The organism is Amycolatopsis echigonensis (assembly GCF_002846615.1).
Taxonomy (GTDB): domain Bacteria; phylum Actinomycetota; class Actinomycetes; order Mycobacteriales; family Pseudonocardiaceae; genus Amycolatopsis; species Amycolatopsis echigonensis.
In genome coordinates this window covers 6,157,214-6,181,929 of sequence record NZ_PJMY01000003.1, presented here as the reverse complement: position 1 = coordinate 6,181,929, position 24,716 = coordinate 6,157,214, and the positions used below count along the sequence as shown (strand labels likewise).

The window sequence follows — 24,716 nt, the reverse complement described above, 5'->3', positions numbered from 1 at the left end:
CGTTCGGCAACGCGCTTCAGCGCCGCCGCTCTTCGTACGACGGGATCGCACGCGGCGGGACAGCGCTCAGCGCTCGTCCGCCAGCCGCTGGGCCCGGTCGGTCAGCTCGACTTTCCGGATCTTCCCGGTGGCCGTCATCGGGAACTCCCCGACCACTTCCACCAACGGCACCTTGTACGGCGCCATCGCCGTCTTCGCCCACGCGCGCAGTTCCGCCGCCGACACCGAAGCGTCCGGGGACAGGCTCACGAACGCCACCGGCACCTGTCCCGACTCCGGGTCGGCGGCGGGCACCACGGCGGCCGTGCGGACAGCCGGGTGGCGGGTCAGGAGCAGTTCCACCTCCGCCGGGAACACGCTCATCCCCTTCACCTTGATCAGGTCCTTGTCCCGGCCCAGATAGTGCAGGCAGCCGTCCTCGTCGAGGCGGCCGTTGTCGCCCGTGTGCAGCCAGCCGCGGTCCAGCTGGGCAGCCGTCGCGTCGGGGCGGTTCCAGTAGCCGGTCATCACCGACGGGCTGCGCACCACGATCTCGCCCGCCTCGCCGAGCGGAAGCGGGTGCAGCGTCCCGAATTCCACCACCGCGATGTCCGTCCCCGGCATCGGTACCCCGCAGAACACCGGTTCCGCCAGCAGGTCCTTGTCCCCGGCGGACATCCCGTACGGCGTCGCGTCGAACGTGTGCGTCTCCGTCATCCCGTACGCCGCCTCGCACAGCACCGAGTGCGCACCGACCGCCTCGCGCCACGCCGCGCGCACGTCCTGCGTCAGCTTGCGCACGAACGACACCGCCATCGGCATCTTCAGGGTCGACAGGTCGCGCGCCGGGAGGTCGGGATGCTCCAGCAGCTCGAGGTAGTTCTCCACGGTGCCGACCATCGACGTCACGCCGTGCCGCTCGATCGCCGCCAGCGCGGCCCCGGCGTCCCACCGGGTCATCAGGACCGACGTCCCGCCGAGCACGATCGGGTTCAGGATGCCCAGGTCCTCCCCGGCGATCCAGAAGACCGGCAGGTAGCAGAGCGGCACGTACCCGGTCTCGACGGTGTGCCCGGTCGCCGCGGCGGCGGTGGCCGCGGTGTAGAGCATGTGCCGCTGGGTGTGCTGGCAGCCCTTCGGCAACCCGGTCGTCCCGCCGGTGTAGTTCAGGGCCGCCAGGGCGTCGAGGTCGGCCGGATGTTCCGGCGCGGGTGCGTGCGCGACCGCTTCCGACCACGGCGTGGCGTCCAGGCCGTCCGGCAAGTCCGGCGCGGTGTCGGACAGCGACGTCACGAGGACCCGCCGCACCTGCGTCTCCGGAAGCGCCGCGACGACCACCGGCAGCACGGAGTCGACCGCGACGAGAACCGTCGCCCCGCTGTCGGCCAGCTCGTGGACGAGTTCGGCGTGCTGGAACATCGGGTTCACCGGCACGTGGACCGCCCCGAGCCGCAGGATCGCCAGCATCGCGACGGTGAACTGCGGACAGTTCGGCAGGTCGACCGCGACCCGGTCCCCCGGCCGCACTCCCGCGCCGGCCAGCCAGCCGGCCACGCGTGCGACGAGGCCGGCGAGTTCGGCGTAGCTGATCGCCCGGCCCTCGTGGACGATCGCGGCCTGGCCGGGACGCTCCCGTGCCCAATGGTCGACGTGCCCGGGAATGCTCAGTTCGCCGAGCGGCAGCACGAGGCGGTCGGGCGTGTTCGCGGGCCGTACCCGGGCCTGCCGCGCGCGGACGTCGTCGAGGTAGGTCTCGAGATCCATGTCGTGCTCCTCCGTCACCAGGTGTCGATGCGCTTGCGGGGTCCCGGTTTCCGGTCGCGCGGCAGCGCCCGGACGATCCACCGGCGGGTGTCGGCCGGGTCGATCACGTCGTCCATTTCGAACACGGTCGCGGCGGCCAGTGCTTTGCCCCGCTGGTAGCTCTCGGCAAGCAGCCGGTCGAACTCCCGCTGTTTCTCTTCGTGGTCGGCGATCGCGTCGAGTTCGCGGCGGTAGCCCAGCCGCACCGCGCCCTCCAGGCCCATCCCGCCGACCTCGCCGCTCGGCCAGGCGACCATCGCCTCCGGCACCCGGAACCCGCCGCCGGCCATCGCCATCGCGCCCAGCCCGTACGCCTTGCGCAGCACGACCCCCACCATCGGCACGTCCAGATGCCCGCCCGCCACGAACATCCGGGCGAACCGGCGCACGGTCGCGGTCCGTTCGGCGTCCGGCCCGACCATGAACCCCGGGGTGTCGACGAGCGAGACCACCGGCAGCCCGTGCGCGTCGCACAACTGCAGGAACCGGGCGGCCTTGTCGGCGGCGTCCGCGTCGATCGCGCCGCCGAGGTGCTGGGGATTGTTGGCGAGCAGCCCCATCGGCCTGCCCTCGATCCGCACGAGTGCGGTGACGACACCCGCCCCGAAACCCTTGCGCAGCTCCAGCACCGAATCGTCGTCGGCGAGCAGTTCGATCGCGCGCCGCACGTCGTAGACGCGGACCCGGTTCTCCGGCACCACGTGCCGCAACCGCCGCTGGTCCGGCACCGTCCACTCGCGACGGTCGCCCTGGAAGTACGACAGGTACCGCCGGGCCAGGTCCACCGCCTCGGCCTCGTCCGCGGCGACCAGATCGAGCACTCCGTTGGGCTCCTGCACCGAAACCGGCCCGACCTCCTCCGGCCGGAACACGCCGAGGCCGCCGCCCTCGATCATCGCCGGGCCGCCCATCCCGATCGTGGCGTCCTCGGTCGCGATCACCACGTCGCAGACGCCCAGCAGCGCGGCGTTCCCGGCGAAGCACCGGCCCGCCGCGATGCCGACGGTCGGCACGAGCCCGTTCAGCCTGCCCATCGCGGCGAACGTGTCGAGGTCGAGCCCGCCCGCGGTGACGACGTCGGTGTCGCCCGGCCGCCCGCCGCCGCCTTCGGCGAAGAGCACGAGCGGAAGCCGTTGCCGCGCCGCGAGATCCAGCATCCGGTCGGTCTTCTCGTGGTTCATGAACCCCTGGGTCCCGGCCAGCACGGTGTAGTCGTAGGAGAGCACCACGCAGCGCCCGTCGCCGGCGTGCTCGCCGTTGACGGTGCCGATGCCGGCGACCATGCCGTCGGCCGGGGTGTTGGCGATCAAGTCTTCTTCGGTCCGCCGCGCGCGTTGCGCGGCGACCACGAGCGCGCCGTATTCGAGGAAACTGTCGTCGTCGCACAGGTCCGCGATGTTCTCCCGGGCCGTGCGGTGCCCGGTGCGGCGGCGTTTCGCGACCGCCTCGGGCCGCGCCTCGTCGAGCCCGATCCGGTGGCGGGCCAGGACTTCTTCGAGATCCGGGCGCACGTGGCCGGGATCCGGCTCGGCCCGTCCGGCGCTCGCCCCGCCTCCTCCGGCGTCCGCGGTCAGCTCGACGAGCGGCTGCCCGGCCCGCGCGAGGTCTCCCGGTCCGATGTGGACGGTCCGCACCTCGCCCGCGTGCGGCGCGGCGAGGACGTGCTCCATCTTCATGGCTTCGAGCACCACGACCGGGTCTCCGGCCTCGACCCGGGTGCCGGGCTCGGCCACGAACACCACCGAACCCGCGAAGTCCGCCGCCACCGCGTCGCCGTCCGCTTCCGCCTGCCGGTGTTCCGGGACCAGCTCCGCGACATGCTCGTCCACAAAGGACGTAGTCGCCCGGCCGCGGCGGACCTCCTCGCGGGACAGCAGTTCCCGGAGGAAGTCCACGTTCGTCCCCGGCCCGTCGACCCGGACTTCCGCCACCGCGGACCGGGCGGCGTCGAGCGCCGCGGCCAGGTCCGGCGACGGCACGTGCGTGACGATCTTCGCCAGGAGCGAGTCGTACGTCGTCGTCGCGACCGCCCCGGCGTGCGCGGCGGTGTCGACCCGCACCCCCGGCCCGCCGGGCAGGTCCAGCGCCTCGATCCGCCCGGCCGTCGCGTGCGCGGTGCCGTCCGGCCGCAGCTCTTCGAGATTGACGCGGCACTGCACGGCCGTCCCGCGCACCGGCGGGATCCGGTCCTGCTCCAGCCCGAGTTCCGCCAGCGTGGCGCCGGCCGCGATCCGCAGCTGCGCGGCGACCAGGTCCAGGCCGGTGACCGCCTCCGTGACGGTGTGCTCGACCTGGATCCGCGGGTTCGCCTCCAGGAACGCGAACCGGTCCGGGTCGTCCGCGTCGACCAGGAATTCGACCGTGCACAGCCCGCGATACGACACGGCCGCGGCCATCCGGACCGCCGCGTCGCGCAGCCGCTCGCGGCACCCGTCCGGGACCGTACGCGCGGGCGCGACTTCGACCACCTTCTGGTGACGCCGCTGCAGGCTGCACTCCCGGTCCCACACGTGGCTGACCGCGCCCGTGCCGTCGCCGATGATCTGCACCTCGATGTGCCGAGCACGCGGCAGCAGTTCCTCCATGAAGACGGTGTCGTCGCCGAACGCCCGCAACGCCTCGGACCGGCAACGCTCGATCGCGCCCGGCAGGTCGGCCGGGTCGAGGACCCGCCGCATCCCCCGCCCGCCGCCGCCCGCGACGGCCTTGACCATCACGCCGCGTCCCTCGCCGAGGAACGCTTCCGCGCCCGCTGCGTCCATGCTGGCCCGCAGCACGGGCACGCCGAGTTCGTCGGCGAGCCTCCGCGCATCCGCCTTGTCTCCGAAAGCCCGCAGTACCGCCGCGTCCGGCCCGACGAACCCGACCCCGCGCGTCGCGCACAGCTCGGCCAGCGCGGCGCTTTCGGACAGGAAGCCGTAACCCGGATGGAGCAGTTCACAGCCGGTGCGTTCGGCGGCCGCGACGAGCTGTTCCGCGTCGAGGTACGGACGGTCGCCGGCCAGCACCACGACCTCGTCGGCCAGGCGGTGCACCGGTCCGTCGGCTTCCTCGGCGGCCTTGACCGCCACCGCGCGCCATCCGAGCGAGCGGGCGGCGCGCAGGACGCGGAGGGCGATCTCGCCGCGGTTGGCGATGAGAACGGAAGACAAGGGGCACTCCTCGGGACGGGACGGGCCTTCATCCTGCGTTGACATTGACGTCAACGTCAATAGGTATGCTCGCGTCCATGGCATCCGGAACCTGGGCCGTCCGCGAGAAGCTCGACCGCGCCGACAGCGCCACCCGCCACACCCTGCTGGCGGCCGCGCGCCGTGTCTTCGAGACGAAGGGGTTCGCCCTCGCCACCATCGCGGACATCACCCGCGAGGCCGGGGTCGGGCGCGCGACGTTCTACGTGTACTTCGCCGACAAGGAGGAGGTCTTCGCGGTGCTGGCGCACCAGGTGCGCGACCGGCTGGTCGAGGCGCAGGAGCTGACTGGCCTCGACCCGGACGACCCCTGGGCGGTCGCCGCCGCGACGACCACCGCGTATCTCGACGCGTACGCGGACAACCTGTCGTTCCTCACCGTCCTCGACCACCAGGCGATCGCGGACCCGGCGATGGCCGAACTCCGCGAGGAGATCCACGCCCTGCCGATGAAACGGGGCGGCCGCTACATCCGGCGGCTCGCCGAGCGCGGCCTGGCCGACCCCGCCGCGGACCCGGACACCGTCTCGCTCGGCGGCGGCGGGCTCGTCGCCGCCCTCGCCCCCGTGCTGGCCCGGCACCCCGAGCGGCGGGACCAGATCCGCGCCGATCTCACGCGGATGTACCTGCGGCTGCTCGGGCTGCCGCCGGAGAAGCCAGCCGGCCGGCGCTGACACCCCCGGCGTGAATACCGCGCGCCCAACTCACCCGGATGCACCCGCGGCTGCCCGGCTTCCCACCCGAGAAGCCAGCCGACCAGCGCGGACACCCGGAGCAGACCCCGACACCACAAACCGCGCCCGCCGCCGAGGCTCGAATGCCGCCGCGCAAACCATGTCATTCCGGCTCCTCGGGTGCTAAACAGAACCCTCTGGTTCCACCGCCTTGCCCGGTGTGTCCGGCGGGGGGTCCGGCCGCACCGTCGAGAAAGGGTTGCCATGCATGTGAAGCGCATCTTCACCTCCACAATGGCCGCCGGGCTCGCCGCCGTCTGCGCGCTGGCTTCGGCGCCCGCGGCGTCGGCGCGCCCGGCCCCGCCGAGCACTCCGGTCGCCGACGGGTACGGAGGCGCGGTCGTCTCCGACACCGTCGAGTCCACTCAGGCCGGTATCGACGTCCTGCGTCGCGGAGGCACCGCGGCGGACGCCGCCGTCGCGGTGGCCGCGACGCTCGGCGTGACCGATCCCTACGTCGCCGGCCTCGGCGGCGGCGGGTACTTCGTCTACTACGACGCGGCGACCAAGACCGTGTCCACCATCGACGGCCGCGAAACCACTCCGGCCGGCGACTCCTCGACGATGTTCATCGACCCGGCCACCGGCAAGCCCTACGCCTTCGAGACCGCCGTCGAAAGCGGCCGCTCCGTCGGCGTCCCCGGCATGCTCGCCACCTGGCAGCGGGCGCTGCAACGCTGGGGCAAGTTCAGCCTCGCCGACAACCTCAAGCCCGCCGAGAAGGTCGCGCAGCACGGGTTCGTCGTCACCCCCGAATTCGAGAGCCAGACGCAAGGACTGGCCACGAAACTCGGCCACTTCTCCCCCAGCGCCCAGCTGTTCCTGCCCGGCGGTTCCGCGCCGAAGGCCGGTTCCGTGATGCGCAATCCCGATCTCGCCGCGACCTACCGGCAGATCGAACGCGAGGGCATCGGAGCGTTCTACGGCGGTTCGATCGGCAAGGACCTCGTCGACACGGTGCAGAAGCCGCCCGTCGCGCCCGGTGCGGGAATCACGCCGCTGACCGGTCCGATGCAGGTGTCGGACCTGCGCGCGTACCGTGCGCTCGACACCGCGCCGACGCACGTCAACTACCGGGGTTACGACGTCTACGGCATGGCTCCGTCCTCCAGCGGCGGGATCACTGTCGGCGAGTCGCTCAACATCCTCGGCAACTTCAACCTGTCCACAATGGACCGGGTGCAGGCGCTGCACCACTACCTCGAAGCGACCCGGCTCGCCTTCGCCGACCGCAACCGGTACATCGGCGACCCGCGCTACGTGAACGTGCCGCAGCAGCAGCTCCTGTCGAAGAGCTTCGCCGCGACGCGCGCGTGCAAGATCGACCCGACCAAGGCCGGGGTGAGCCCGGTGGCTCCCGGCGACCCGTACGCCACCGGCCAGGGCTGCGCGACGGCGCCGGCGGCGTCGGCGGACAGCAACGAGCAGCACACGAACCACTTCGTGGTCACCGACCGGCGAGGCAACATCGTGTCCTACACGAACACGATCGAACAGCTCGGCGGCAGCGGGATCACCGTGCCGGGCCGCGGGTTCCTGCTGAACAACGAGCTGACCGACTTCAACTTCGCCCCGACGCAGGGCTCGGCCCCGGACCCGAACCTGCCCGCGCCGGGCAAGCGGCCGCGCTCCAGCATGTCGCCGACGATCGTGCTGCACGACGGCAAGCCGTTCCTCGCGGTCGGTTCGCCGGGCGGCGCGACGATCATCACGACCGTCCTGCAGATCCTCGTCAACCGGATCGACCTCGGGATGACGCTGCCGGACGCGATCGCCGCCCCGCGCGCCTCGCAACGGAACGCGGCCACCACGGACGCTGAACCGGCGTTCCTCGCGCAGCCGACGACGAAGGGCCTGGAGGCGCTGGGCCAGAGCTTCAAGAACGCGGGCAGCATCGGCGTCGCCGCCGGCATCGAGTTCCTGCCGCACGGCGAGCTCCTCGCCGCCGGGGAACCGTCCCGCCGCGGCGGGACCTCCGCCGCCGTGCTCTCCCCAGGGCACTGACGCCGTCCGGCCTGCCGCCTCGCCGGGCGGCAGGCCGGATGTCCCCGGCTCGATCGACCGGAGCCGGACACCAGGCGCGAACCCGGCGAAGGACTCGTTCGGCACACTGCGCGATAACCCGGGCGGCACAACGGGATTCCGTTGGTCTGATCGGGGTTTCGGGTGGCCGCGGCGCCCGCGACGGGCGATCATGCAGCGGAACCGGCCCGCCGGAGAACCCGGCCGAGCCCAGCCGCACGCCGAAAGGGATGCCATGGCCGCCAGCCCGGTCGAGCACATCGTCGTCCTGGTCCAGGAGAACCACACCACCGACAACTATTTCCGGTCCATGGCGGCGTTCGGCGCGAACGTCGCGACCGGCTGGCCGACCTCGCCCAATCCGCCCGCGTCGGACCAGCCGCACGACCGCAAGGCCTACTACCGCTGGTTGACGAAGCAAAGCACCGGCGCCCACGTCCAGTTCGACACCGTCGCCGATCTGCCGTTCTACGCCTGGCTCGCGGCGAGCGGCGCGTTCGTCGAGAACCACTGCGCCGGCTACGGCACCAACTCGACGCCCAACCATCTGCTCATCGTCGGCGGCCAGACGCCCACGCTGCGCAACCCGCCGCGCGGCAAGCCCCAGCCGGTGTGGGACCTGCCGTCGCTGCCCGGACTCGCCGGCGACCACGGCGTGAGCTGGAAGGCCTACACCGGGACCAGCGGCTATCCGGTCGAGTTCTACCAGCAGCTCAAGGGGTCGCCGAACATCGTGCGGTCCGATCAGATCATCGCCGACGCCAAGGCGGGCGCACTGCCGGCGCTGTCCATGGTCTGGCACGACTCGCCGTATGACGAGCACCCGCCCGCGGACGTGAGCCAGGGCGAGGACAAGGTGTGGCAGGTCGTCGACGCGATCGTGCAAGCCGGTCTCTGGAACTCGACGGTCTTCCTGCTGACCTGGGACGACTGGGGCGGCTACGACGACCACGTGGCCACGCCGAACGTCGAGATCACCCCGGACGGCGTCCAGCTCGCCTACGGCCCGCGCGTGCCGCTGCTGATGTTCGGCGGCCGGGTCCGGCCGGGCATCGACCACCGCTGGTCGTGGCATCCGAGCATCCCGAAGACCGTGCTGGACCTGCTGGGCCTGCCGAAACTCGGCGTGCCCCGCGTCGACGACGACCACGGCCTGGCCGACCTCGTCGACGTCTCCGGCAGCGCCAAGCTGAATCCCCCGCCGCCGGCGCACGGCACCGCGATCACCCAGCCCGCGCCGCCGAAACCCACCCCCACGCCAACGCCGGTGCCCCCGCCGCCGGTCGCCAAACCCGCGCCGGTCGGGCCGATCCTGCTCCGCGGCGGCGGCACCCTGCCACCGCCGAACGACGTCCCGCTGACCGTCCACTGAGGACTGATCGCCGCACGCTCGGCTTCCCGCGATTTGCCCGGCGTGCGGCGATTTCCGTCCCTGACTGGCGTTGCTGTCCGGATTCCGCTCAGTCCGCCCGGTCCCATTGCCGTTCGACCAACGCGCCCAGCACCGAGGACGACGCCGCCGAGCCCAACGCGATCGTCCAGCCGACCGGACCCAGCGGGGTACAGCCGAAGAACCCGCTCACCCCCGGAGTCTGGATCACCAGCGCCAGCACCGCCGCCGAGCCCAGCGACGCGGCCAGAATCGTCCGGTTCGCACCTCCGCTCAGGAGCGTCTGGGCCAGCTGCGTACCGACCAGCCCAGCCAGCGCGACGGTGCTCGCGCGGCGGCGACGGCCGGTGAACCGCGCCAGGGTCCACGCCGTCGTCGCGCCGAGAGTGGTCGTGCCAGCACGCAAGCCGATCTGCCTGCGCAGCGCCGAGCCGAGCGAGGTCTCCGGGCCTTCGCTGAGCAGGTCCGCCTCGCCGTCCGGGCGGCGCAGCGCGATCGCCAGCGCCGGAGCCAGATCGGTGAGCAGATTGACCAGCAACAACTGCCGCGCGGTCAGCGGCGACCGGCCGGTGATCGCCGAGCCCAGGACGCTGAACGCGATTTCGCCCAGGTTCCCGCCCAGCAGGACGGCCAGCGCTTCGCGCACCGACGCCCACATCGCGCGGCCCTCGACCAGCGCGGCGATGATCGTCTCGAGCCGGTCGTCGGTCACCACCAGGTCGGCGGCGGCCTTCGCGGCGGGGGCGCCGTGCTCGCCGAGCGCGATCCCGACGTCGGCCAGCCGGATCGCGGGCGCGTCGTTCGCGCCGTCGCCGGTCATCGCCACGGTCCGCCCGAGCCGCTGATAAGCCTTGATGACCCGCACTTTCTGCGCCGGACTGCACCGGGCGATCACGTCGACGTCGCGCAGCGTCTCGGCCAGCTCGTCGTCGTCCAGTTCGTCCAGGTGCGCACCGGTCACCACGGTCAGGTCGGCCCCGTCCTCCGCGACCTCCCCGGCGATCGCCTCGCCGGTGTCCGGGTGGTCGCCGGTGATCATCACGATCTGCACTCCGGCCGCCCGCAGTTCCTCCGCCGCGGGAGCCGCGCTGCCGCGCACCGGATCCGCGATGGCCACGAAACCCCGGAATTCCAGGCCCCGCACCGCGTCATCGTCCATTGTGGACTTGTCCAGCGGACGTTCGGCGACAGCGAGCACGCGCTGCCCGGCGGACGCGAGCTTTTTCATCCGCCGCACCAGATTCTTGCGCTCCGAGGATTCCATCCGGCATTGGGGCAGCACCGCTTCCGGCGCGCCTTTGACGCTGACCCGGTTTCCGCTGTCAGTGCGGCCGAGCACTGCGTGGTAGCCGCGCGAGGGTTCGAACGGCACCGAATCCAGCGGTTCCCAGTTGGTGCGCTCCGCGTGCTCGGCGGACTCCAGCACCGCGCGGTCGGTCGCGTGCGGCAGTTCGGACGGGTCGTCCGCGTGCGGGGTCGCCCGGACCGCGACCGCCAGCACCGCGCGCAGGCTGTCGGTCAGGTCGGGCACGCGACGACGCTCCTTGCCGTCGTCGATTTCGTTGACCGTCAGCTTTCCCTCGGTGAGCGTGCCGGTTTTGTCGAAGCACAGCACGTCCACCCGGCCGAGCGCTTCGATGCTGCGCGGGTTGCGCACCAGCGCATTGTGCTCGGCGAGCCGTCGCGCGGCGGCCAGCTGAGCCGCGTTCACCAGGAACGGCAACCCTTCCGGCACGGACGCCACGGCGAGGTTGACCGCCGCCGACATGCTCTGCCGCAAGGGAACTCCGCGCAGGAGCCCGGCACCGGCGACCGCCACCGCCGACCCCAGCGCCAGCGGCATCGCGTTCCGCGTGAGTTCGGCCAGCCGCGCGTCCACGCCGGTGGTCGGCGCGTTCTCGCGGGCGAGCGCCATGCTTCGGCCCGCTTCCGTGTCGTCCCCGGTCGCGACGACGACCGCCTTTGCCTGCCCGGCCGCGACAGTGGTGCCCTCGAACAGCATCGACGTGCGATCAGCAATATCGGCTGCCACCACCGGGGCAGGATCCTTTTCCACCGGCAGGGATTCTCCGGTCAGCGACGATTCGTCCATTTCCAGTCCGCTCGCCGACAACAGCCGGCAGTCAGCGGGCACCACGTCGCCGGCGTCGAGCGCGACCACGTCGCCGGGCACGAGTTCGCCCGCTTCCACCGTGCGTTCCGTCCCGTCGCGCACGACGACGGCCGTGACGGCGGACTTGCTCAGCAGTTCCGAAAGCTCCCGTTCGGTGCGGACCTGCTGGACGCTGCCGATGAAGGCGGACAGCGCCGTGACACCGGCCACCAGCGCCGCGTCGACCGGCGAGCCGACCGAGGCCGAAAGCGCCGCCCCGCCCAGAAGGACCGGCGTGAGCGGATTCTCTAGTTCGGCCAGGAACGCGCTGGCCAGGCTCGTGCTCCCGGCCGCGGCCTCTCCCCCGCGAACGCGACTGGCGGCTTCCTTCTCGGACAGTCCGCCGTGATCGCTGTTCAACTGGTCGAGCACGATGTCGGCGGGCATGAGATGCCACGGCACTGCTGTCACGCCCATCGCCGGAGCACGAAGCCCGCGCGCACGCCGATGCGCGTTCGCGACCGCGATGGCCGCGCCGCCGTCCACTGCGCGCCGGCTCCGCGCCGTCGGACTCTTCCGGCCCGGCTGCAGCGCCGCGACGGCCCCGACCGCGGTCGCCCCAGCGGCGAGCCGGATGCTCTCCTGGTTGACCTGCCGGGCCACCGCCACCGCCTCGACCAGCAGACCGGCGCTCGTCAGGTCGTCGCCGACGAGCACGTGCGCGCCCCACGGCGGCGGTTCCCCGCCCTGGTGCACCCCGATACCGCAATCGGCGGCGCCGAGCGCGCGGCGGTCGGCCGAGATCAGCAGGACCACGTGCCCGTCGCACTGCAGTTCCCGCACTGAGGCGGCGAGCCGCGCGCCGCCCGGCACGGTCCGGTCGGCCGGGAACGAGGGCTCCTCGCCGTCGGCGGCGACCACCGGCAACCCAGCGCGACGCGCGGCCGAGACGAGTGCGGTCACGCCCGGCGGCGTCTCCCGGCGCAACCCGAGGACCGCCTCCAGCCGGTCACCGTTCATCAGGCCCAGCAACGCGCTTTCGTTCGCGAGTTTTTCCCGTTCCGCCTTGCCCTGCTCGCCCACGTCCAGCTCCCGGACCGGAGCGAGCCGCCATCCGTCGGCGCGCTGGTCCGCACGCGGCTGTTTCGGGTCGAACAACCCCCAGATCCGCTCGGCCGCACCGTGGTCCTCCCCGATCAGGACCAGCTCGTCGGGGACCATCCGCCCGGTGTCCAGAGCCTCTTCGTCGAGCACCACGACATCCGCCTCGCCGATTTGGCGCAGTGCTGCCCGATCCATCACGAGCGCGCCGCGTTTCGCCAGCACCCGTCCGAGATGCGCGCCGAACGCGGCACGACCGGCCTCCGCGGCCTTCGGCAGAGCGGCGAACCCGACCCCCGCCGCCCGCCGCGGCCCGAACGGCGCCATGACCGCGGCAGCCGCCGCCCCTGCCGCGAGCACCTTCCGCTCGTAGCTTTCCACGCTGCCGTCCGGGACCGGGCACGGCCGCTCGACCGCGACCGGGTCCGCGGCCGCGTCGTCTGGCCCGGTGATCAGCTTGTTTTCGGCTTCGCACCAAGCCTTTTCGTGTGCCCGTGCTTCTCGCCACTGTTCGATCCGCTGAGCGGCGTCGAGCATCGTGCCCTCGCCGCCGCCGGACGCGAGCCCCTGCCCGAGCGCCGCGGCGATCGACGTCGCGGAATCCGCCCGCTCGTGGCTGCCCGACCGGGTGGCGGCGAGGGCCCGCAGCTTCGGGTGCAGGTCGATCACGGTGGGCAGCGCGGCTATTTCGTCGGGCAACGGCGCCCACGGCAGCACCTTGGTGATCGCGGACAACCCCAGCCCCGCCGCGTGCCCGGCCAGCGTGGGCAGCAGCCGGGTGCCGTGCACCCCGTCGGCCGGATGGTGCAATTCCTCCTCGGCCGCCTGCTCCTCGGCCTCCTCCGGCATCTTCTCGGCCCGCTCGACGACGGCGACGAGGGCGGCCGGCTCCGGCGCCGGGTCCTCCACCTCGACGATCACCCGGGAGGACGGCGCGTTGACCCGCGCCCAGCGCACCCCCGGTTCCTTCTCCAGCTCCCGCTCGATCCGCCGCGCGACCAGCTGTCCGCCCGCCGCGTGCACTCCGTGGGCCTCGATGTGCAACCTGCCGGGACACGACCACGTCCGGCGCCGCCCCGGCCCGAGAACCAGGCCCGCCGCCCCGCGCACCATCCCCAGGACAGCACCAGCGGTCGACAACGGCCCCGGAACACGCACGTTGAGAATCCTCATGCGCGACGAGATTCCCGGTCCGCGCCGGAACTATGCCTCCCGGAGCCGCGATCCGCCCGCCTCCCTGACACCTCGGCGATCGACGGTTGAGAATCTTCGCGGCGGGGTACTCGGAGCCAGATTGGCCGGGGAACCGGAGCCGCCGACACGGCGAAGACCAGTCACGCGCGCGCAGCAACCCCGGTCCTCCAGCAACGCCGGGCGCGCCGCCTCACTGCCGATAAGGAGCCGCCGCTGATTGGGCTGCGGTGATCAGCGCGCCCTTGTTTTTCGGCCAGAACGTGCTGTCCACGCACGAATACCGCGGCAAGAACCCGCCGCAGCTGCCGCTCTGTGCGCCGACCTCGAAGGTGTAGCTGGCGACCCCCAGCGCGCCGTACGTGAAGTCGTCCGTCGTGCCGCTCGTCGAGTAGCCGACGGTCTCCTCGTTGGTCCCTACCAGGTACCCGTTCGAAGCACTGAACTTCGCACCGAGCTTGCGCAACGCGGCGTCATTCGGCGCGGGGTCGGCGGTGAAGCCCCACGGAACGATGATGTCGTCCCCGTAGCTGTGCAATGTGATCATCGTGCCGCGCGCGGTGTCGGGAGCCGGGTCGTTGTCGTCGCTGCCGCGCTGCTGCGGGTAGATCGCGCGGAAGAATTTCTCCAGCGCCCGCACTTCCGGTTCCGACGCGGCACCCGTGCCCTGATACGTCTCCGCGCACGGCGAGTTCGAGTCCGCGCCCCAGTGGAAGGACGAGTTGCGGTTCAGGTCGATGCCGATGTTCGTCCCGCCGCAATTGCCCCGGCTGGTGTTCGCGTTCTTGCGCTGCAGTTTCGGCGAATTCCCTCCGGACGCGACGATGTCGACGCCGTCCGGATTCGAGATCGGCACCACCCACACCTAGGTGGTGTCCAAAATGGACCTCGCGGTCGCGTCGCTGCCGTACCCGTCGGCGAGGTAGTCGATCCAGCGCCAGGCGAGTTCGCCGGTCGAGATTTCCCTGGCGTGGATCTGCGCCATGAGCACGAATTTCGGCTTCGGGGAGTTCGTCGACAGCGTGCAGTCGCCGTCCTGTTTCTTCGTCAGGCAGATCGCCTTGATGTCGTGGCCGCCCTTGCCCTGGGTCTTCCGCCACGACTGCCCGACCGTGTACTCGGTCGCGAGGTCCGGATGCGCCGCCGCGACTTTCGCGAGGTGCGCTTCCTGCGCGGCAACAGTGCGGTAGCCGCCGTAGAACGTGTCGCCCGCGGCGCGCGTTGTTACTCCTTTGTAGACAGGGTCGAAGAATTCCGGCGCGTAACCCCGGTTCCGCAACTGCCCGGCCACTGCTTGGTTCCCGATCACGTAGGCCACGCCCGGGCTGGTCCCGGCGACGTCGAACCCGGCGCGCGCCAACGAGGCCGCCTCAGCGGGACCAGCAGGTACGCGCCACGACACCGGGTCGTCCGGCGCGGCGGCGGCTGCGGCCGTCGTGGTGCCGCCGAGCGCGGCCAGCACCCCGACGACGCTGAGAGTGAGCCGGATCGAGAACCTGCCCGCCATCGGAGCTCCTCACGCAGCGAAGGAAGACCACCCGTGCGGAGGGTGACCATTCGGCAGCGCACAGTGTGCCCTTCCGGACGAATCCGGCCCACCTCCGAAAGTCGGGTGTCAGCAGGTGACCGAAACCTTCGCGCCGCGCTCGAACGAAACGTGGACGTGGTCGTCATGGTTCGCGGTCTCGCCGCCGCGGTCCTCCATCGCCGACCAGCCGCTGCCGTCGTTGTAGCGCTGCTGCCAGATCACGTACTTCGCGCCGAGCTCGTGCTGATGCGCGAGAACGTAAGCGGCCAAAGCGTTTCCGGTCTTCGTGTCGACCATGAAGTCCAGCGCGAGACCGGCCGGATGGTCGCTCGCCCCGGACCGCCCGGCCCGGCCGCCGACCGAATCCACCGAGAACTTCTCCTTGAGGAAATTGCCCGCCTGGGCCACCGCGGGCTGCGTACCGGCCAAAGTGGACGAACACGCATTCGCCGACGGGGCTTCCGAACTGTGGGAGGTCGTTGTGCTCGTCGGTGAGGGCGAGGACGTCGTCGCGGAAGCAGCGCTGGAAGACGTCGTGGGCGGCGTCAAGGTCGTCGACGGAACGCTGCTCGCCCGCCGTGGCGCGCTGAACGCGTGCATCTCCGCGGCGGCGGCCGGGACCTGCTCCGGTTCCGCCCCGCCCGCGGTCAGCCACACCGGTGCCGCCAGCGCGCCGACGGCCAGCACGCCCGCCGCGGCCGGCAGCCGCCACGACTTCGATCCGTCCCGATGTCTACCGGACACCTCGCACCACCATCTCCTCGTTCGGGTCCGCCAAGCCGCCACGACATTACGAATAGGACACGGCAATGTCACCGACAAGTGACAGCGGGCACAGCCCGAGCGGGACCACCGCAGGTCAGCGCGCGATTACCAGGGGAACGGGCGGCCTGCTCAGGACAGCGGAATCTCCGCCGAATCGCTGAGCCGCAGCTTGCGCCGGGCGCGCTGGTAGAACGTCGTCATGCCGAGCCGGACCACGCGGGCCGCACCGGGGCGGGCGTGCAGGTCGACCTTTTCGCCAGGCCCCACGTAACCCGCGACCTGCCCGTCGACCTCCACCGCCAGCCGCCCGCTCGACGGCAGCACCTCCAGTGTCACGGTGTCCTGCACCGACAACACCACGCCGCGGCTGTACGCCGAATGCGGCGCGGCAGGCGTGACCAGCAGCGCTTCCACGGCGGGGCTTGTGATCGGCCCTCCGGCGGAGAAGCTGTACGCGGTCGAGCCGGTCGGCGTCGCGACCACGACCGCGTCGGCGGCGTAGCTCACGAACTGTTCACCGTTCACCAGCACCGCGACCACCGCGCTTCCGTCGCCGGGCACGCGCACCACCGCGACGTCGTTGAACGCCGTCTCGATCCGGCCGCCGAACCGCGCGTCCACCGCCAGCCGGGGCTCGACGGTGAACTCCTCGCGGTCGATCGCGGACAGCGCGAGCGGCAGGTCGGGCACGTCGACCTCGGCGAGGAAACCGAGCTTCCCGAGATTGACGCCGAGCACCGGCGCGTGCTGCCCGTCGGCGAGCCGCATCGCGCGCAGCATGGTGCCGTCGCCGCCGAGGCTGACCAGCAGATCCGACCGTTTCCCCAGCTCACCGGGCTGGACGCCGGTCGCCGAACAATCGACCCTGGCGATCTCGTCGACGATGCCGAGGATCTCGATCCCGCGCCCGGAGGCCCAGCCCAGCACCGCGTCGACCGCGGCTTTCGAATCGCGGCGCGGGTGCAGCACGAGTCCAGCGGAATGCATGTCGGGTCTCCTCGCCTCAGCCTGTCCCCAGTCTGCCGCGCCGGGGCCGGTTAGGCTTGGCTCTCGTGATCGAAAACTGGGCAGGCAATCTCACCTACGGCGCACGCGAGATCGTCGCCCCGCGCACCCTCGCCGAGGCGCAGGAGCTCGTCGCGCACGCGACCCGGGTCAAGGCCCTCGGCAGCCGGCACAGCTTCAACACCGTCGCCGACAGCCCGGACGGTCTCCAGCTCGACCTCTCCGCCGTCAACCGCACACCGGAAATCGGGGCCGCGAAGGTCGCCATCGGCGGCGCGACCCGCTACGGCGACGTGGTCGCGCAGCTGCACGAGGCCGGGTACGCCCTGGCCAACCTGGCATCCCTCCCCCACATCACCGTCGCCGGCAGCGTCGCGACCGGCACCCACGGCTCCGGACAGCGGCTGCCCGGCCTGGCCGCAGCGGTGTCCGCGGTCGAACTTCTCACCGCCGACGGCTCCCTGCGCACCTTCTCCCGTGCCGACGCGGAGTTCCCCGGAGTGGTGGTGAACGTCGGCGCGCTCGGCGTCCTCACCCGGCTCACCCTCGACCTCGAGCCGACCTTCTCGGTCCGCCAAGACGTCTTCGACGCCCTGCCGTGGTCCGCGGCCTTGGCGCACTTCGACGAAATCCAGGCGGCGGGCTACAGCGTCAGCCTGTTCACGAACTGGGCGCGCGACGTGGTCGACCAGGTCTTGCTCAAGAACCGCGTCCCGGCGGAGATCCCCGATGCGCTGTTCGGCGCCCTTCCCGCCGACGGTCCGCGCCACCCCGCGCACGCAGCGGGCATTTCGGCGGAAAACACCACGGTGCAAGGCGGAGTCCCCGGACCGTGGTACGCCCGGCTGCCGCATTTCCGCCTGGAATTCGCGCCGAGCGTCGGAGCGGAATTGCAGAGCGAGTACTTCGTGCCGCGCGCACACGCGGCCGCGGCGTTCGAGGCGTTGCGCAGCATCGGCGACCGGATCGCGCCGCTGCTGGTGGTGTCGGAAATCCGCACCGTCGCCGGGGACGAACCCTGGCTCAGCCCGGCATACGACGGCGACCGGGTGGCGGTCCATTTCACCTGGCAGCAGCGGCAGCCGGAGGTGGAAGCGGTACTTCCGTTGATCGAGGAGAAGCTGGCTCCCTTCGGCGTCCGCGCCCATTGGGGAAAGCTGTTCCACGGCGCGGTTCTGGATCTGGATCACCAAGGGGTGCGGCAGTTCCGGGAACTCGCGGCTGAACTGGACCCGGCCGGGAAGTTCCGGAACCCGTTCCTGGAACGGCACCTGCTCCGGTAGTCCACAGTAGACAGTCAGTAACAAAGCCGGTACAAAACCTCCTTCCGCACCACCGCGCTCACCATGTGGGAGTCCCAAGAGGACACTCGACAGCCGGGAACCCCGCGGGTCACAGTGGCGATCGCCCTCTCCGCGATCCCCAGGAGCCACTGTGAGTTCTCCTCCCACGCTGCGCGCCGTGCCGGTGCCGTCCGCAGGTCCCGAACCGCCCGGCGAAGCGCGGTTGCGCGAGCTGGCCGCGAAGAAAGTCGCCCCGTTGCGCCGTCCTGGCCGGTGGGTCGCGGCGGCGGTCGTGCTCGCGCTGCTCGCCCAATTGGCGCACGCGCTGATCACCAATCCGGTCTTCCAATGGGACGTTTTCGGCTATTGGTTCTTCCGCCCGGTGATCCTCGACGGGCTGCTGCTCACCCTCGAGCTGACCGGCCTGGCCGCCGTGTTCGGGCTCGTCGGCGGCATCGTGCTCGCGCTGCTGCGGCTGTCGAAAAACCCGCTGCTCCAAGCGGTTTCGTGGGCCTACGTGTGGATCTTCCGCTCGATTCCGCTGATCGTGCTGTTGCTGTTCCTGGCCAACGTGACCGCGCTGTACTCGACGCTCAGCCTCGGCATCCCGTTCGGTCCGTCGTTCATCAGCTTCAGCGCCACCGACGTGCTGAGTTTCTTCGTCGTCGCGGTGCTGGGCCTGAGCTTGAACGAAGCCGCGTACGCCGCGGAAATCGTGCGCGCCGGGGTGCTCTCGGTGGACCAAGGCCAGCTCGAAGCAGCAGCCGCGCTGGGACTTCCGCGCTCCCGGCAATACCGGCGGATCATCCTGCCGCAGGCCACCCGCGCCATCGTGCCCGCCTACGCGAATCAGCTGATCGGCCTGCTCAAAGGCACTTCGGTCGTCTACATCACGTCGCTGCTGGAACTGTTCGGCGTAGTCGAAACCCAGGCCAGCACGAACAGCGGGCAAATCATTCCGCTGCTGCTCGTCGGCACGGTCTGGTACATCATTCTCACCAGCGTCCTGTCAGTGATCCAGTATTACGTCGAACGCTTCTTCTCCCGCGGCGCGCTGCGGACCGTGCCGCCGACGCCGTTTCAGCGGTTCCGCGCCCGGTTGCGCGCGCTGGGGGTTGCCCGATGAGCGCCGAAGTCCGCATCCGCGGCGCGGTCAAGACATACGACGGAATCCGCGTGCTCGACGGCATCGACCTCACCGCGCCCAGCGGGCAGGTGACCGTGGTGCTGGGGCCGTCCGGTTCGGGGAAATCGACCTTGTTGCGGACCGTCAACCATCTGGAACGCCTTGACAGCGGCTACGTCAGCATCGACGGCGAACTCGTCGGCGTGCGCGTGCACGGCGACCGTTTCAAGGAACTGAGCGAGCGCGCCATTCTGCGGCAACGGTCCCGGATCGGGTTCGTGTTCCAGAATTTCAACCTTTTCCCGCATCTCACCATCCTCGACAACGTCGTGGAAGCGCCGCTCGTCACGCAACGGCTGCCCCGCGTCGAAGCGGTAACACGGGCGAAGGAACTGCTCGCGCGCGTTGGCCTCGAGGACAAGGCCGGCGCGTATCCGCGGCAACTGTCCGGAGGTCAGCAGCAGCGCGTCGCGATCGCCAGGGCGCTCGCGCTCGAACCGCGGCTGATCCTGCTCGACGAGCCGACGTCCGCGCTCGACCCGGAACTGGTCGGCGAAGTGCTGGCCGTGATCCGCGAGCTGGCCCGGTCCGGTACGACGATGATCGTGGTGACACACGAGATCGGGTTCGCCCGCGAGATCGCCGACCACGTCGTGTTCCTCGACGAAGGCCGCGTCATCGAAGAAGGACCGCCGTCAGCCGTCCTCGACCGCCCCCGCCACGACCGGACCCGAGCCTTCCTCGGGAAAGTCACCCGCCTCGCAACCCCGGAGAACGCATGAAAACCCGCAAGATCCTGCCCGCCGTCGCCGCGATCGCGCTCCTGGTCGGTGCTTGCGGCGGCAACATCCAGGCGTCGACCAGCGCGAACGGCTCACAGACGGTCTCCGTCGCCGCGAACACCGCGGACGCGCACCCGGTTTCGCTGACCGTGCCCGTCGTCGCCGAGATCCGCGCGCAGCTGCCGAAGAAGTTCCTCGACCGAGGCAAGCTGACGATCGGCGTCGGCGCGCTTCCGTCCGGATTCCCGCCGCTGGCCTACGTCGGCACCGACCAGCGCACCCTCACCGGAGCCGAACCCGACCTCGGCCGTCTCGTCGCCGCGGTGCTGGGCCTCGAACCGGACGTGCAGAACGCTTCGTGGCAGAACCTGTTCGTACGCCTGCAAAGCGGCCAGTTCGACGCCGGATTCTCGAACATCACCGTGACCGAACAACGCAAACAGCAGGGCTTCGACTTCGCCGCCTACCGCGAGGACAACCTCGGTTTCGAGACCAACCGCGCGAACGCGTGGAACTTCGACGGGAACTACGAGGTGCTGGCGGGCAAAACGGTCGCCGTAGACAGCGGAACCAACCAGGAGAAGATCCTGCGGGAATGGCAGCGGAAGCTGACGGCCGAGGGCAAGAAGCTCGACGTGCGCAATTTCGCCGACAAGAACAGCACGTACCTGGCCCTGGCATCCGGCCGGATCGACGCGTACTTCGCACCGAACCCGGGTATCGCCTACCACGTCGCGCAGACGGCGAAAACCCCGAATCCGACGCGCAGCGCGGGCAAGTACTCCGGAGCCGGGGCTACCTTGCAAGGCCTGATCGCCGCGACGACCAAAAAGGACAACGGCCTGGTGAAACCGGTGGCCGCGGCGATCGATTACCTGATCCAGCACGGCCAGTACGCGAAATGGCTCGCCGCGTACGGGCTGGAGAACGAAGCGGTGAAGAAGGCGGAGGTCAATCCGCCGGGCTTGCCGTTGAGTGATTCCTGAAACGACTCGGGTGCCTGCGCCGGCACTCACCGGCGCAGGCACACATGCGTTCAAGCCGCTGCCCGCCAGTCGTCCGGAATACGCACCCGGCCGAACGATGTCCTCCTCCGCAGCCGAAATCCCATCCCCTCGTACCGCCGGATCGCGTTCACATTCGTCGCCGCCGCGTGCAGGAACGGCGTCTCGCCCCGGTCGCGGATCCCCGCGGCCACCGCACGCACCAATCGCCCGGCGAGACCGCGGTCGCGACAAGCCGGATCCGTGCACACCGCGCTGATCTCCGTCCAGCCCGGCGGATGCAGCCGCTCCCCCGCCATCGCGACCAGCGCCCCCTCGTGCCGGATGCCGAGATACGTCCCGAGCAGAACCGTGCGGGGCAAGAACGGGCCTGGCTTCGTCCGAGCGACCAGATCCAGCATCTCCGGCACGTCAGCGACCGTCAGCCGGACCGCCTCCGGATCGGACACGGCGTCGACCCCGGCGTCCACCAGCTGAACCCCGGCCCTCTCCTCCAGCAGCTCCCAGTCCGGCGGAGGCGGTCCGGCCTGCGAAAAGACCGGCACCACCGCGCCCGGACCGGCGAGCGCGGCGACGTCGTTCCACACGTCCGCGGACGGCTCGTCCGGCACCGCGAGAAAGACCGAAACATCCGCCGGGTAGCGCACGGCCTGCCCGGCCCGCTCCGCGAACCCAGCATGGGGTCCGGTCAGCGACGCCCACGCGGCGTTGTCCAAAACAGAGCTGTCCAAAACAGAGCTGCCCGCAACAGAGCTGTCCACACCGCCACTGTCCACACCAGACATCAAGGCCGCCGGGCAGCCCGGGCGATCATCCGGGCCAGGTCCGCCACCAAAGCCGGATCGTCCGGCAACTGCCCCGTCGCCACGCGGATATGCGGAGTCCCCGGATTGCCCGCACGCGTGCCCGACCCGGCGGAAACGCCGTTGGCCGCCAAGGTCATCAATGTCCGCGATTCCTCCGGAACCGGCACCCACAACGTCAGCCCGTCCCGAGCCTGGACCGAAATCCCGTGCTCCCGCAAAGCTTCCGTCAAAGCCGTCCGCCGATGTGCGTACCGATGCCGGGCCCGGTTCAGCAATTCCCCGCTGCCGGGATCAGTCAGCAGAAACGCTTGCGCGTCCTGAAGAATCCGGCTCGACCACACCGACCCCGGGCCGCGCTGCTGCCGCACCCGTTCCACCAGCGCCGCCGAACCGCCGATCACGCAACTGCGCAGTTCAGGCCCGAACGCAGTGCAATACGACCGCACCAGCAATACGCGGCCGGGCAAGTGCGTGCCGAGGCTCAGCGAAGGAGCCGACGCCAACGGCCCGAAATCGTCGTCCTCGATCACCGCGATGTCCTCTTCGGACAGTACCGCGGCGAGTTCCGCGAGGCGGTCCGCCGGAACCGAATGACCCAGCGGCGACTGCGCGCGCGGCTGGTACACAAACGCGACCGGACGATGCTCCAGCGCCGCGGCCAGCGAGGACGGCAGCGGCCCGTCCTCGTCGCAGCGCACCGGCACCACGTGGATCCGCGACCGGCGCAGCAATTCGCGCAGCCACGGCATGGTCGGCGCTTCCAGCGCGATCACGTCGCCCGGCCGCGCGACCGCCTGGCAGGCCAGCACCATCCCGTCCTGCCCGCCGGCCGCGACGGTCCACGATTCGGCGGCGAACGGCCACGTCGGCTTGACCGCGGCGCGCAATTGCGGCGTGATCGAGTTCTTGACCGGACCGCCGAACCGTTCCGAGTGGACTCCGGCCGCGACGGCGTCCTCGAGCGGCGGCAGCAAGCCCGGATCCGGGAGGCCGTGTTCCAGGTCGACCGTCTGCCAGCCGGAAAACGCCCGCTCCGGCGGCGGGCTCGAAGGCGGTTCCAGCACTATCGTGCCGCGCCGCCGGCCAGTGCCGATCAGCCCGGCCGCCCGCAGCTGCGACCACGCCTCGGCGATCGTCGTGGGACTGACCGAAAGCTCCGCGGCCAGCGCCCGCACGGTGGGCAGCCGCGTGCCGGGCGGCACCTCCCCGTCGCGGATCAGGCCGGACACCGTGCCGGCCACGCCCCGCGCCGTGCGCTCGCCGATGCGGGACCCGAGCCAGCCAGCCCCGACCGGCAGCGTCGTCGTCGCGAGTTCGCCCGTGGCCACGCACCGGCTCCCCTCGTCACCCGGAAATCCGAAAACCTCTGACCCGATCAGAAGCTAGAGCGGCAACGGGACGCGGCAAAGGCGTTTCACATCCTGGCGGCCCCGCCCGGTACAAAACGCCCGCTCTCGTCACTCCGGTCCTGGACGACCTCCCGCCGGCGCCCTCTTGCCCTCCGGGACTGGAACAGGCAGGCACCGCCCTGCACGCCGCCGCGACGCGGCCCACAGCTTCGGTACGCACTCGGGAGCGGGCTCGCCGGACTGGAGGCCGCCGCGACAGCACGAGAGTGCAATGACTCACTAAATTGTACCGTTGCACATTTTGCATTGTTCCACTTATGCTGACTCCAGACCACACCGGCACGAGAGGGGACCACCATGAAAGAGACACCACGCATCGCCATCGTCGGAGGCGGCCCGGGCGGGCTGCTCGCCGCGCACGTCCTGCACGGACACGGCATCGCCGCGACTGTGTACGACGCCGACGCCGCCGTGGATTCGCGCGATCCTGGCGGCACGCTCGATCTGCACGCCGACAGCGGGCAGATCGCTTTGGAAGACGCCGGGCTGCTGCCCGCCTTCCGCGCGCTGGCCCGCACCGAGGGCCAAGCCATGACCAGACGCGACCATCGCGGCACCCTGCTGAAGGAGTTCGTCCCCACCGACGACGACACCGCCGCCCCGGAAATCGACCGCGGCCAACTGCGCACCATGCTGTACGAACACCTCGCGCCCGGGACCGTCCGCTGGGGACACAAGCTCACCGAGTTGACCACCGAAAACGGCGTCCACCGCTTGCATTTCGCCCACGGCTCCACAGTGGACGCCGACGTCGTGATCGGCGCGGACGGCACCTGGTCGAAGGTGCGCCGCCGGCTCACCGACGCGATGCCGGACTACCTTGGAGTGTCCTTTTTGGACGTGCGGTACGACGACGTCGAAACCCGGCACCCGGAGGTCGCGGCACTGGTCGGCAACGGGCAGCTGTTCACCACCGACGGCGCGGGCCGGGCGGTGATCGTGCAGCGCAACAGCAACGGGGTGATCCGCGGCTACGTGGCTTTCCGCGCCGAAGAGGACTGGGCCGCGAGGGAAGGCGTCGACCTGGCTGACCGCGCCTCGGTGCGGGGGTTCCTGCTGCGCGAGTTCCGCGGCTGGGGCGCGACAGTGCGTCCGCTGCTGACCGACAACGACGGCGACTACGTGGCGCGCGCGTTCACCGCGCTGCCCGCTCCCCTGACCTGGGAACGGGTCCCGGGCATCACCGTGCTCGGCGACGCCGCGCACGCGATGGCCCCGTTCGGCGGCCACGGCGCGAACCTGGCACTGCTCGACGGTGCCGAGTTGGCGCACGCACTGCACGAGGAGCCGACCGTCGAAGCCGCGTTGGCCCGCTACGAGACAGCGATGTTCGCCCGCACCGGACAGCTCGCCGCCGACGCGAACGAGGCGTTGCGGGGATTCTTCGCCGACCAGCCGGACGGTGCCTCGCGTGACGTGCCCGACCGGGAAGAAGAACTCCGCTCCTACGAGGCCCGAGCCGCCGAGTACCGCGCCTCCCGCACGCCAGCCGCCCGCTAGGCCTT

Annotated in this window: 16 protein-coding genes and 1 pseudogene; 9 read left to right on the top strand and 8 right to left on the bottom strand. The window is 71.0% G+C overall.

The genetic code is table 11. The features are described 5' to 3' along the window. Window positions 1-66: 66 nt before the first annotated feature. Complete coding sequence (locus tag ATK30_RS34390) at window positions 67-1,743, bottom strand: AMP-binding protein (RefSeq protein ID WP_101438947.1); 1,677 nt, start codon at window positions 1,741-1,743, stop codon at window positions 67-69. Window positions 1,744-1,757: 14 nt separating this feature from the next. After that, window positions 1,758-4,934 carry a carboxyl transferase domain-containing protein gene (locus tag ATK30_RS34385; RefSeq protein WP_208637485.1) on the bottom strand — a complete coding sequence of 1,059 codons (3,177 nt, stop codon included), beginning with the start codon at window positions 4,932-4,934 and terminating at the stop codon, window positions 1,758-1,760. Between the two features lie 77 nt (window positions 4,935-5,011). On the opposite strand from ATK30_RS34385, the gene ATK30_RS34380 reads away from it, so the two are divergent. The 3 genes from ATK30_RS34380 (at window position 5,012) to ATK30_RS34370 (ending at window position 9,101) form a co-directional block, all read left to right on the top strand. Next, window positions 5,012-5,647: a TetR/AcrR family transcriptional regulator gene (locus ATK30_RS34380; RefSeq protein WP_208637484.1), complete on the top strand. Its 636-nt coding sequence runs from the start codon at window positions 5,012-5,014 to the stop codon at window positions 5,645-5,647. Between the two features lie 264 nt (window positions 5,648-5,911). Then, window positions 5,912-7,711, top strand: a complete 1,800-nt coding sequence (gene ggt / locus ATK30_RS34375) for a gamma-glutamyltransferase (RefSeq protein WP_101438944.1) — start codon at window positions 5,912-5,914, stop codon at window positions 7,709-7,711. 253 nt (window positions 7,712-7,964) lie between these two features. Beyond that, window positions 7,965-9,101 (top strand): alkaline phosphatase family protein, encoded by a 1,137-nt coding sequence (locus ATK30_RS34370; RefSeq protein ID WP_101438943.1) that lies wholly within the window; start codon window positions 7,965-7,967, stop codon window positions 9,099-9,101. Window positions 9,102-9,189: 88 nt separating this feature from the next. Here ATK30_RS34370 and ATK30_RS34365 read toward each other — a convergent pair whose 3' ends face one another. The 3 genes and pseudogenes from ATK30_RS34365 to ATK30_RS47160 all read right to left on the bottom strand — a co-directional run bounded on the left by ATK30_RS34365 (window position 9,190) and on the right by ATK30_RS47160 (window position 15,439). Continuing rightward, window positions 9,190-13,485, bottom strand: a complete 4,296-nt coding sequence (locus ATK30_RS34365) for an HAD-IC family P-type ATPase (protein WP_101438942.1) — start codon at window positions 13,483-13,485, stop codon at window positions 9,190-9,192. A gap of 211 nt (window positions 13,486-13,696) precedes the next feature. Continuing rightward, window positions 13,697-15,010 (bottom strand): annotated as a pseudogene (locus ATK30_RS34360) (M14 family zinc carboxypeptidase). Window positions 15,011-15,118: 108 nt separating this feature from the next. After that, window positions 15,119-15,439 carry a hypothetical protein gene (locus ATK30_RS47160; protein ID WP_312878625.1) on the bottom strand — a complete coding sequence of 107 codons (321 nt, stop codon included), beginning with the start codon at window positions 15,437-15,439 and terminating at the stop codon, window positions 15,119-15,121. A 22-nt stretch (window positions 15,440-15,461) separates the two neighbouring features. Here ATK30_RS47160 and ATK30_RS47155 point away from each other — a divergent pair, with 22 nt between their 5' ends. After that, window positions 15,462-15,857: a hypothetical protein gene (locus tag ATK30_RS47155; RefSeq protein WP_312878624.1), complete on the top strand. Its 396-nt coding sequence runs from the start codon at window positions 15,462-15,464 to the stop codon at window positions 15,855-15,857. A 68-nt stretch (window positions 15,858-15,925) separates the two neighbouring features. Here the strand turns inward: ATK30_RS47155 and ATK30_RS34350 are convergent, their stop codons facing one another. Beyond that, window positions 15,926-16,783, bottom strand: coding sequence for an NAD(+)/NADH kinase (locus tag ATK30_RS34350; RefSeq protein ID WP_101438940.1), 858 nt, complete (start codon window positions 16,781-16,783; stop codon window positions 15,926-15,928). 65 nt (window positions 16,784-16,848) lie between these two features. Between ATK30_RS34350 and ATK30_RS34345 the strand changes: the two genes are divergently transcribed. The 4 genes from ATK30_RS34345 to ATK30_RS34330 all read left to right on the top strand — a co-directional run bounded on the left by ATK30_RS34345 (window position 16,849) and on the right by ATK30_RS34330 (window position 20,978). Continuing rightward, the gene (locus ATK30_RS34345; RefSeq protein ID WP_101438939.1) at window positions 16,849-18,084 is read left to right on the top strand and encodes an FAD-binding protein; all 1,236 of its coding nucleotides are present in this window, start codon (window positions 16,849-16,851) and stop codon (window positions 18,082-18,084) included. A gap of 151 nt (window positions 18,085-18,235) precedes the next feature. Beyond that, window positions 18,236-19,210 carry an amino acid ABC transporter permease gene (locus tag ATK30_RS34340; protein WP_101438938.1) on the top strand — a complete coding sequence of 325 codons (975 nt, stop codon included), beginning with the start codon at window positions 18,236-18,238 and terminating at the stop codon, window positions 19,208-19,210. Next, complete coding sequence (locus ATK30_RS34335; protein WP_101438937.1) at window positions 19,207-19,992, top strand: amino acid ABC transporter ATP-binding protein; 786 nt, start codon at window positions 19,207-19,209, stop codon at window positions 19,990-19,992. The genes ATK30_RS34340 and ATK30_RS34335 overlap by 4 nt, the downstream gene beginning before the upstream one ends. Then, window positions 19,989-20,978: a transporter substrate-binding domain-containing protein gene (locus ATK30_RS34330; protein WP_101438936.1), complete on the top strand. Its 990-nt coding sequence runs from the start codon at window positions 19,989-19,991 to the stop codon at window positions 20,976-20,978. Before ATK30_RS34335 ends, ATK30_RS34330 begins: the two co-directional genes overlap by 4 nt. Before the next feature lie 50 nt (window positions 20,979-21,028). On the opposite strand, the gene ATK30_RS34325 is transcribed toward ATK30_RS34330, so the two are convergent. Continuing rightward, window positions 21,029-21,757 (bottom strand): GNAT family N-acetyltransferase, encoded by a 729-nt coding sequence (locus ATK30_RS34325; protein ID WP_101438935.1) that lies wholly within the window; start codon window positions 21,755-21,757, stop codon window positions 21,029-21,031. A gap of 23 nt (window positions 21,758-21,780) precedes the next feature. After that, window positions 21,781-23,130, bottom strand: coding sequence for an aminotransferase class I/II-fold pyridoxal phosphate-dependent enzyme (locus tag ATK30_RS34320; RefSeq protein ID WP_101438934.1), 1,350 nt, complete (start codon window positions 23,128-23,130; stop codon window positions 21,781-21,783). Between the two features lie 378 nt (window positions 23,131-23,508). On the opposite strand from ATK30_RS34320, the gene ATK30_RS34315 reads away from it, so the two are divergent. Further along, the gene (locus ATK30_RS34315; protein ID WP_101438933.1) at window positions 23,509-24,711 is read left to right on the top strand and encodes an FAD-dependent oxidoreductase; all 1,203 of its coding nucleotides are present in this window, start codon (window positions 23,509-23,511) and stop codon (window positions 24,709-24,711) included. The last annotated feature ends 5 nt before the right edge of the window (window positions 24,712-24,716 follow it).

Bases quoted from the DNA above. Each gene is read 5' to 3' on its own strand.
- ATK30_RS34380 (WP_208637484.1), top strand. From the start codon at position 5,012: ATGGCATCCGGAACCTGGGCCGTCCGCGAGAAGCTCGACCGCGCCGAC.
- ATK30_RS34315 (WP_101438933.1), top strand. From the start codon at position 23,509: ATGAAAGAGACACCACGCATCGCCATCGTCGGAGGCGGCCCGGGCGGG.
- ATK30_RS34350 (WP_101438940.1), bottom strand. From the start codon at position 16,783: ATGCATTCCGCTGGACTCGTGCTGCACCCGCGCCGCGATTCGAAAGCC.
- ATK30_RS34365 (WP_101438942.1), bottom strand. From the start codon at position 13,485: ATGAGGATTCTCAACGTGCGTGTTCCGGGGCCGTTGTCGACCGCTGGT.
- ATK30_RS34370 (WP_101438943.1), top strand. From the start codon at position 7,965: ATGGCCGCCAGCCCGGTCGAGCACATCGTCGTCCTGGTCCAGGAGAAC.
- ATK30_RS34390 (WP_101438947.1), bottom strand. From the start codon at position 1,743: ATGGATCTCGAGACCTACCTCGACGACGTCCGCGCGCGGCAGGCCCGG.
- ATK30_RS34330 (WP_101438936.1), top strand. From the start codon at position 19,989: ATGAAAACCCGCAAGATCCTGCCCGCCGTCGCCGCGATCGCGCTCCTG.
- ATK30_RS34335 (WP_101438937.1), top strand. From the start codon at position 19,207: ATGAGCGCCGAAGTCCGCATCCGCGGCGCGGTCAAGACATACGACGGA.
- ggt (WP_101438944.1), top strand. From the start codon at position 5,912: ATGCATGTGAAGCGCATCTTCACCTCCACAATGGCCGCCGGGCTCGCC.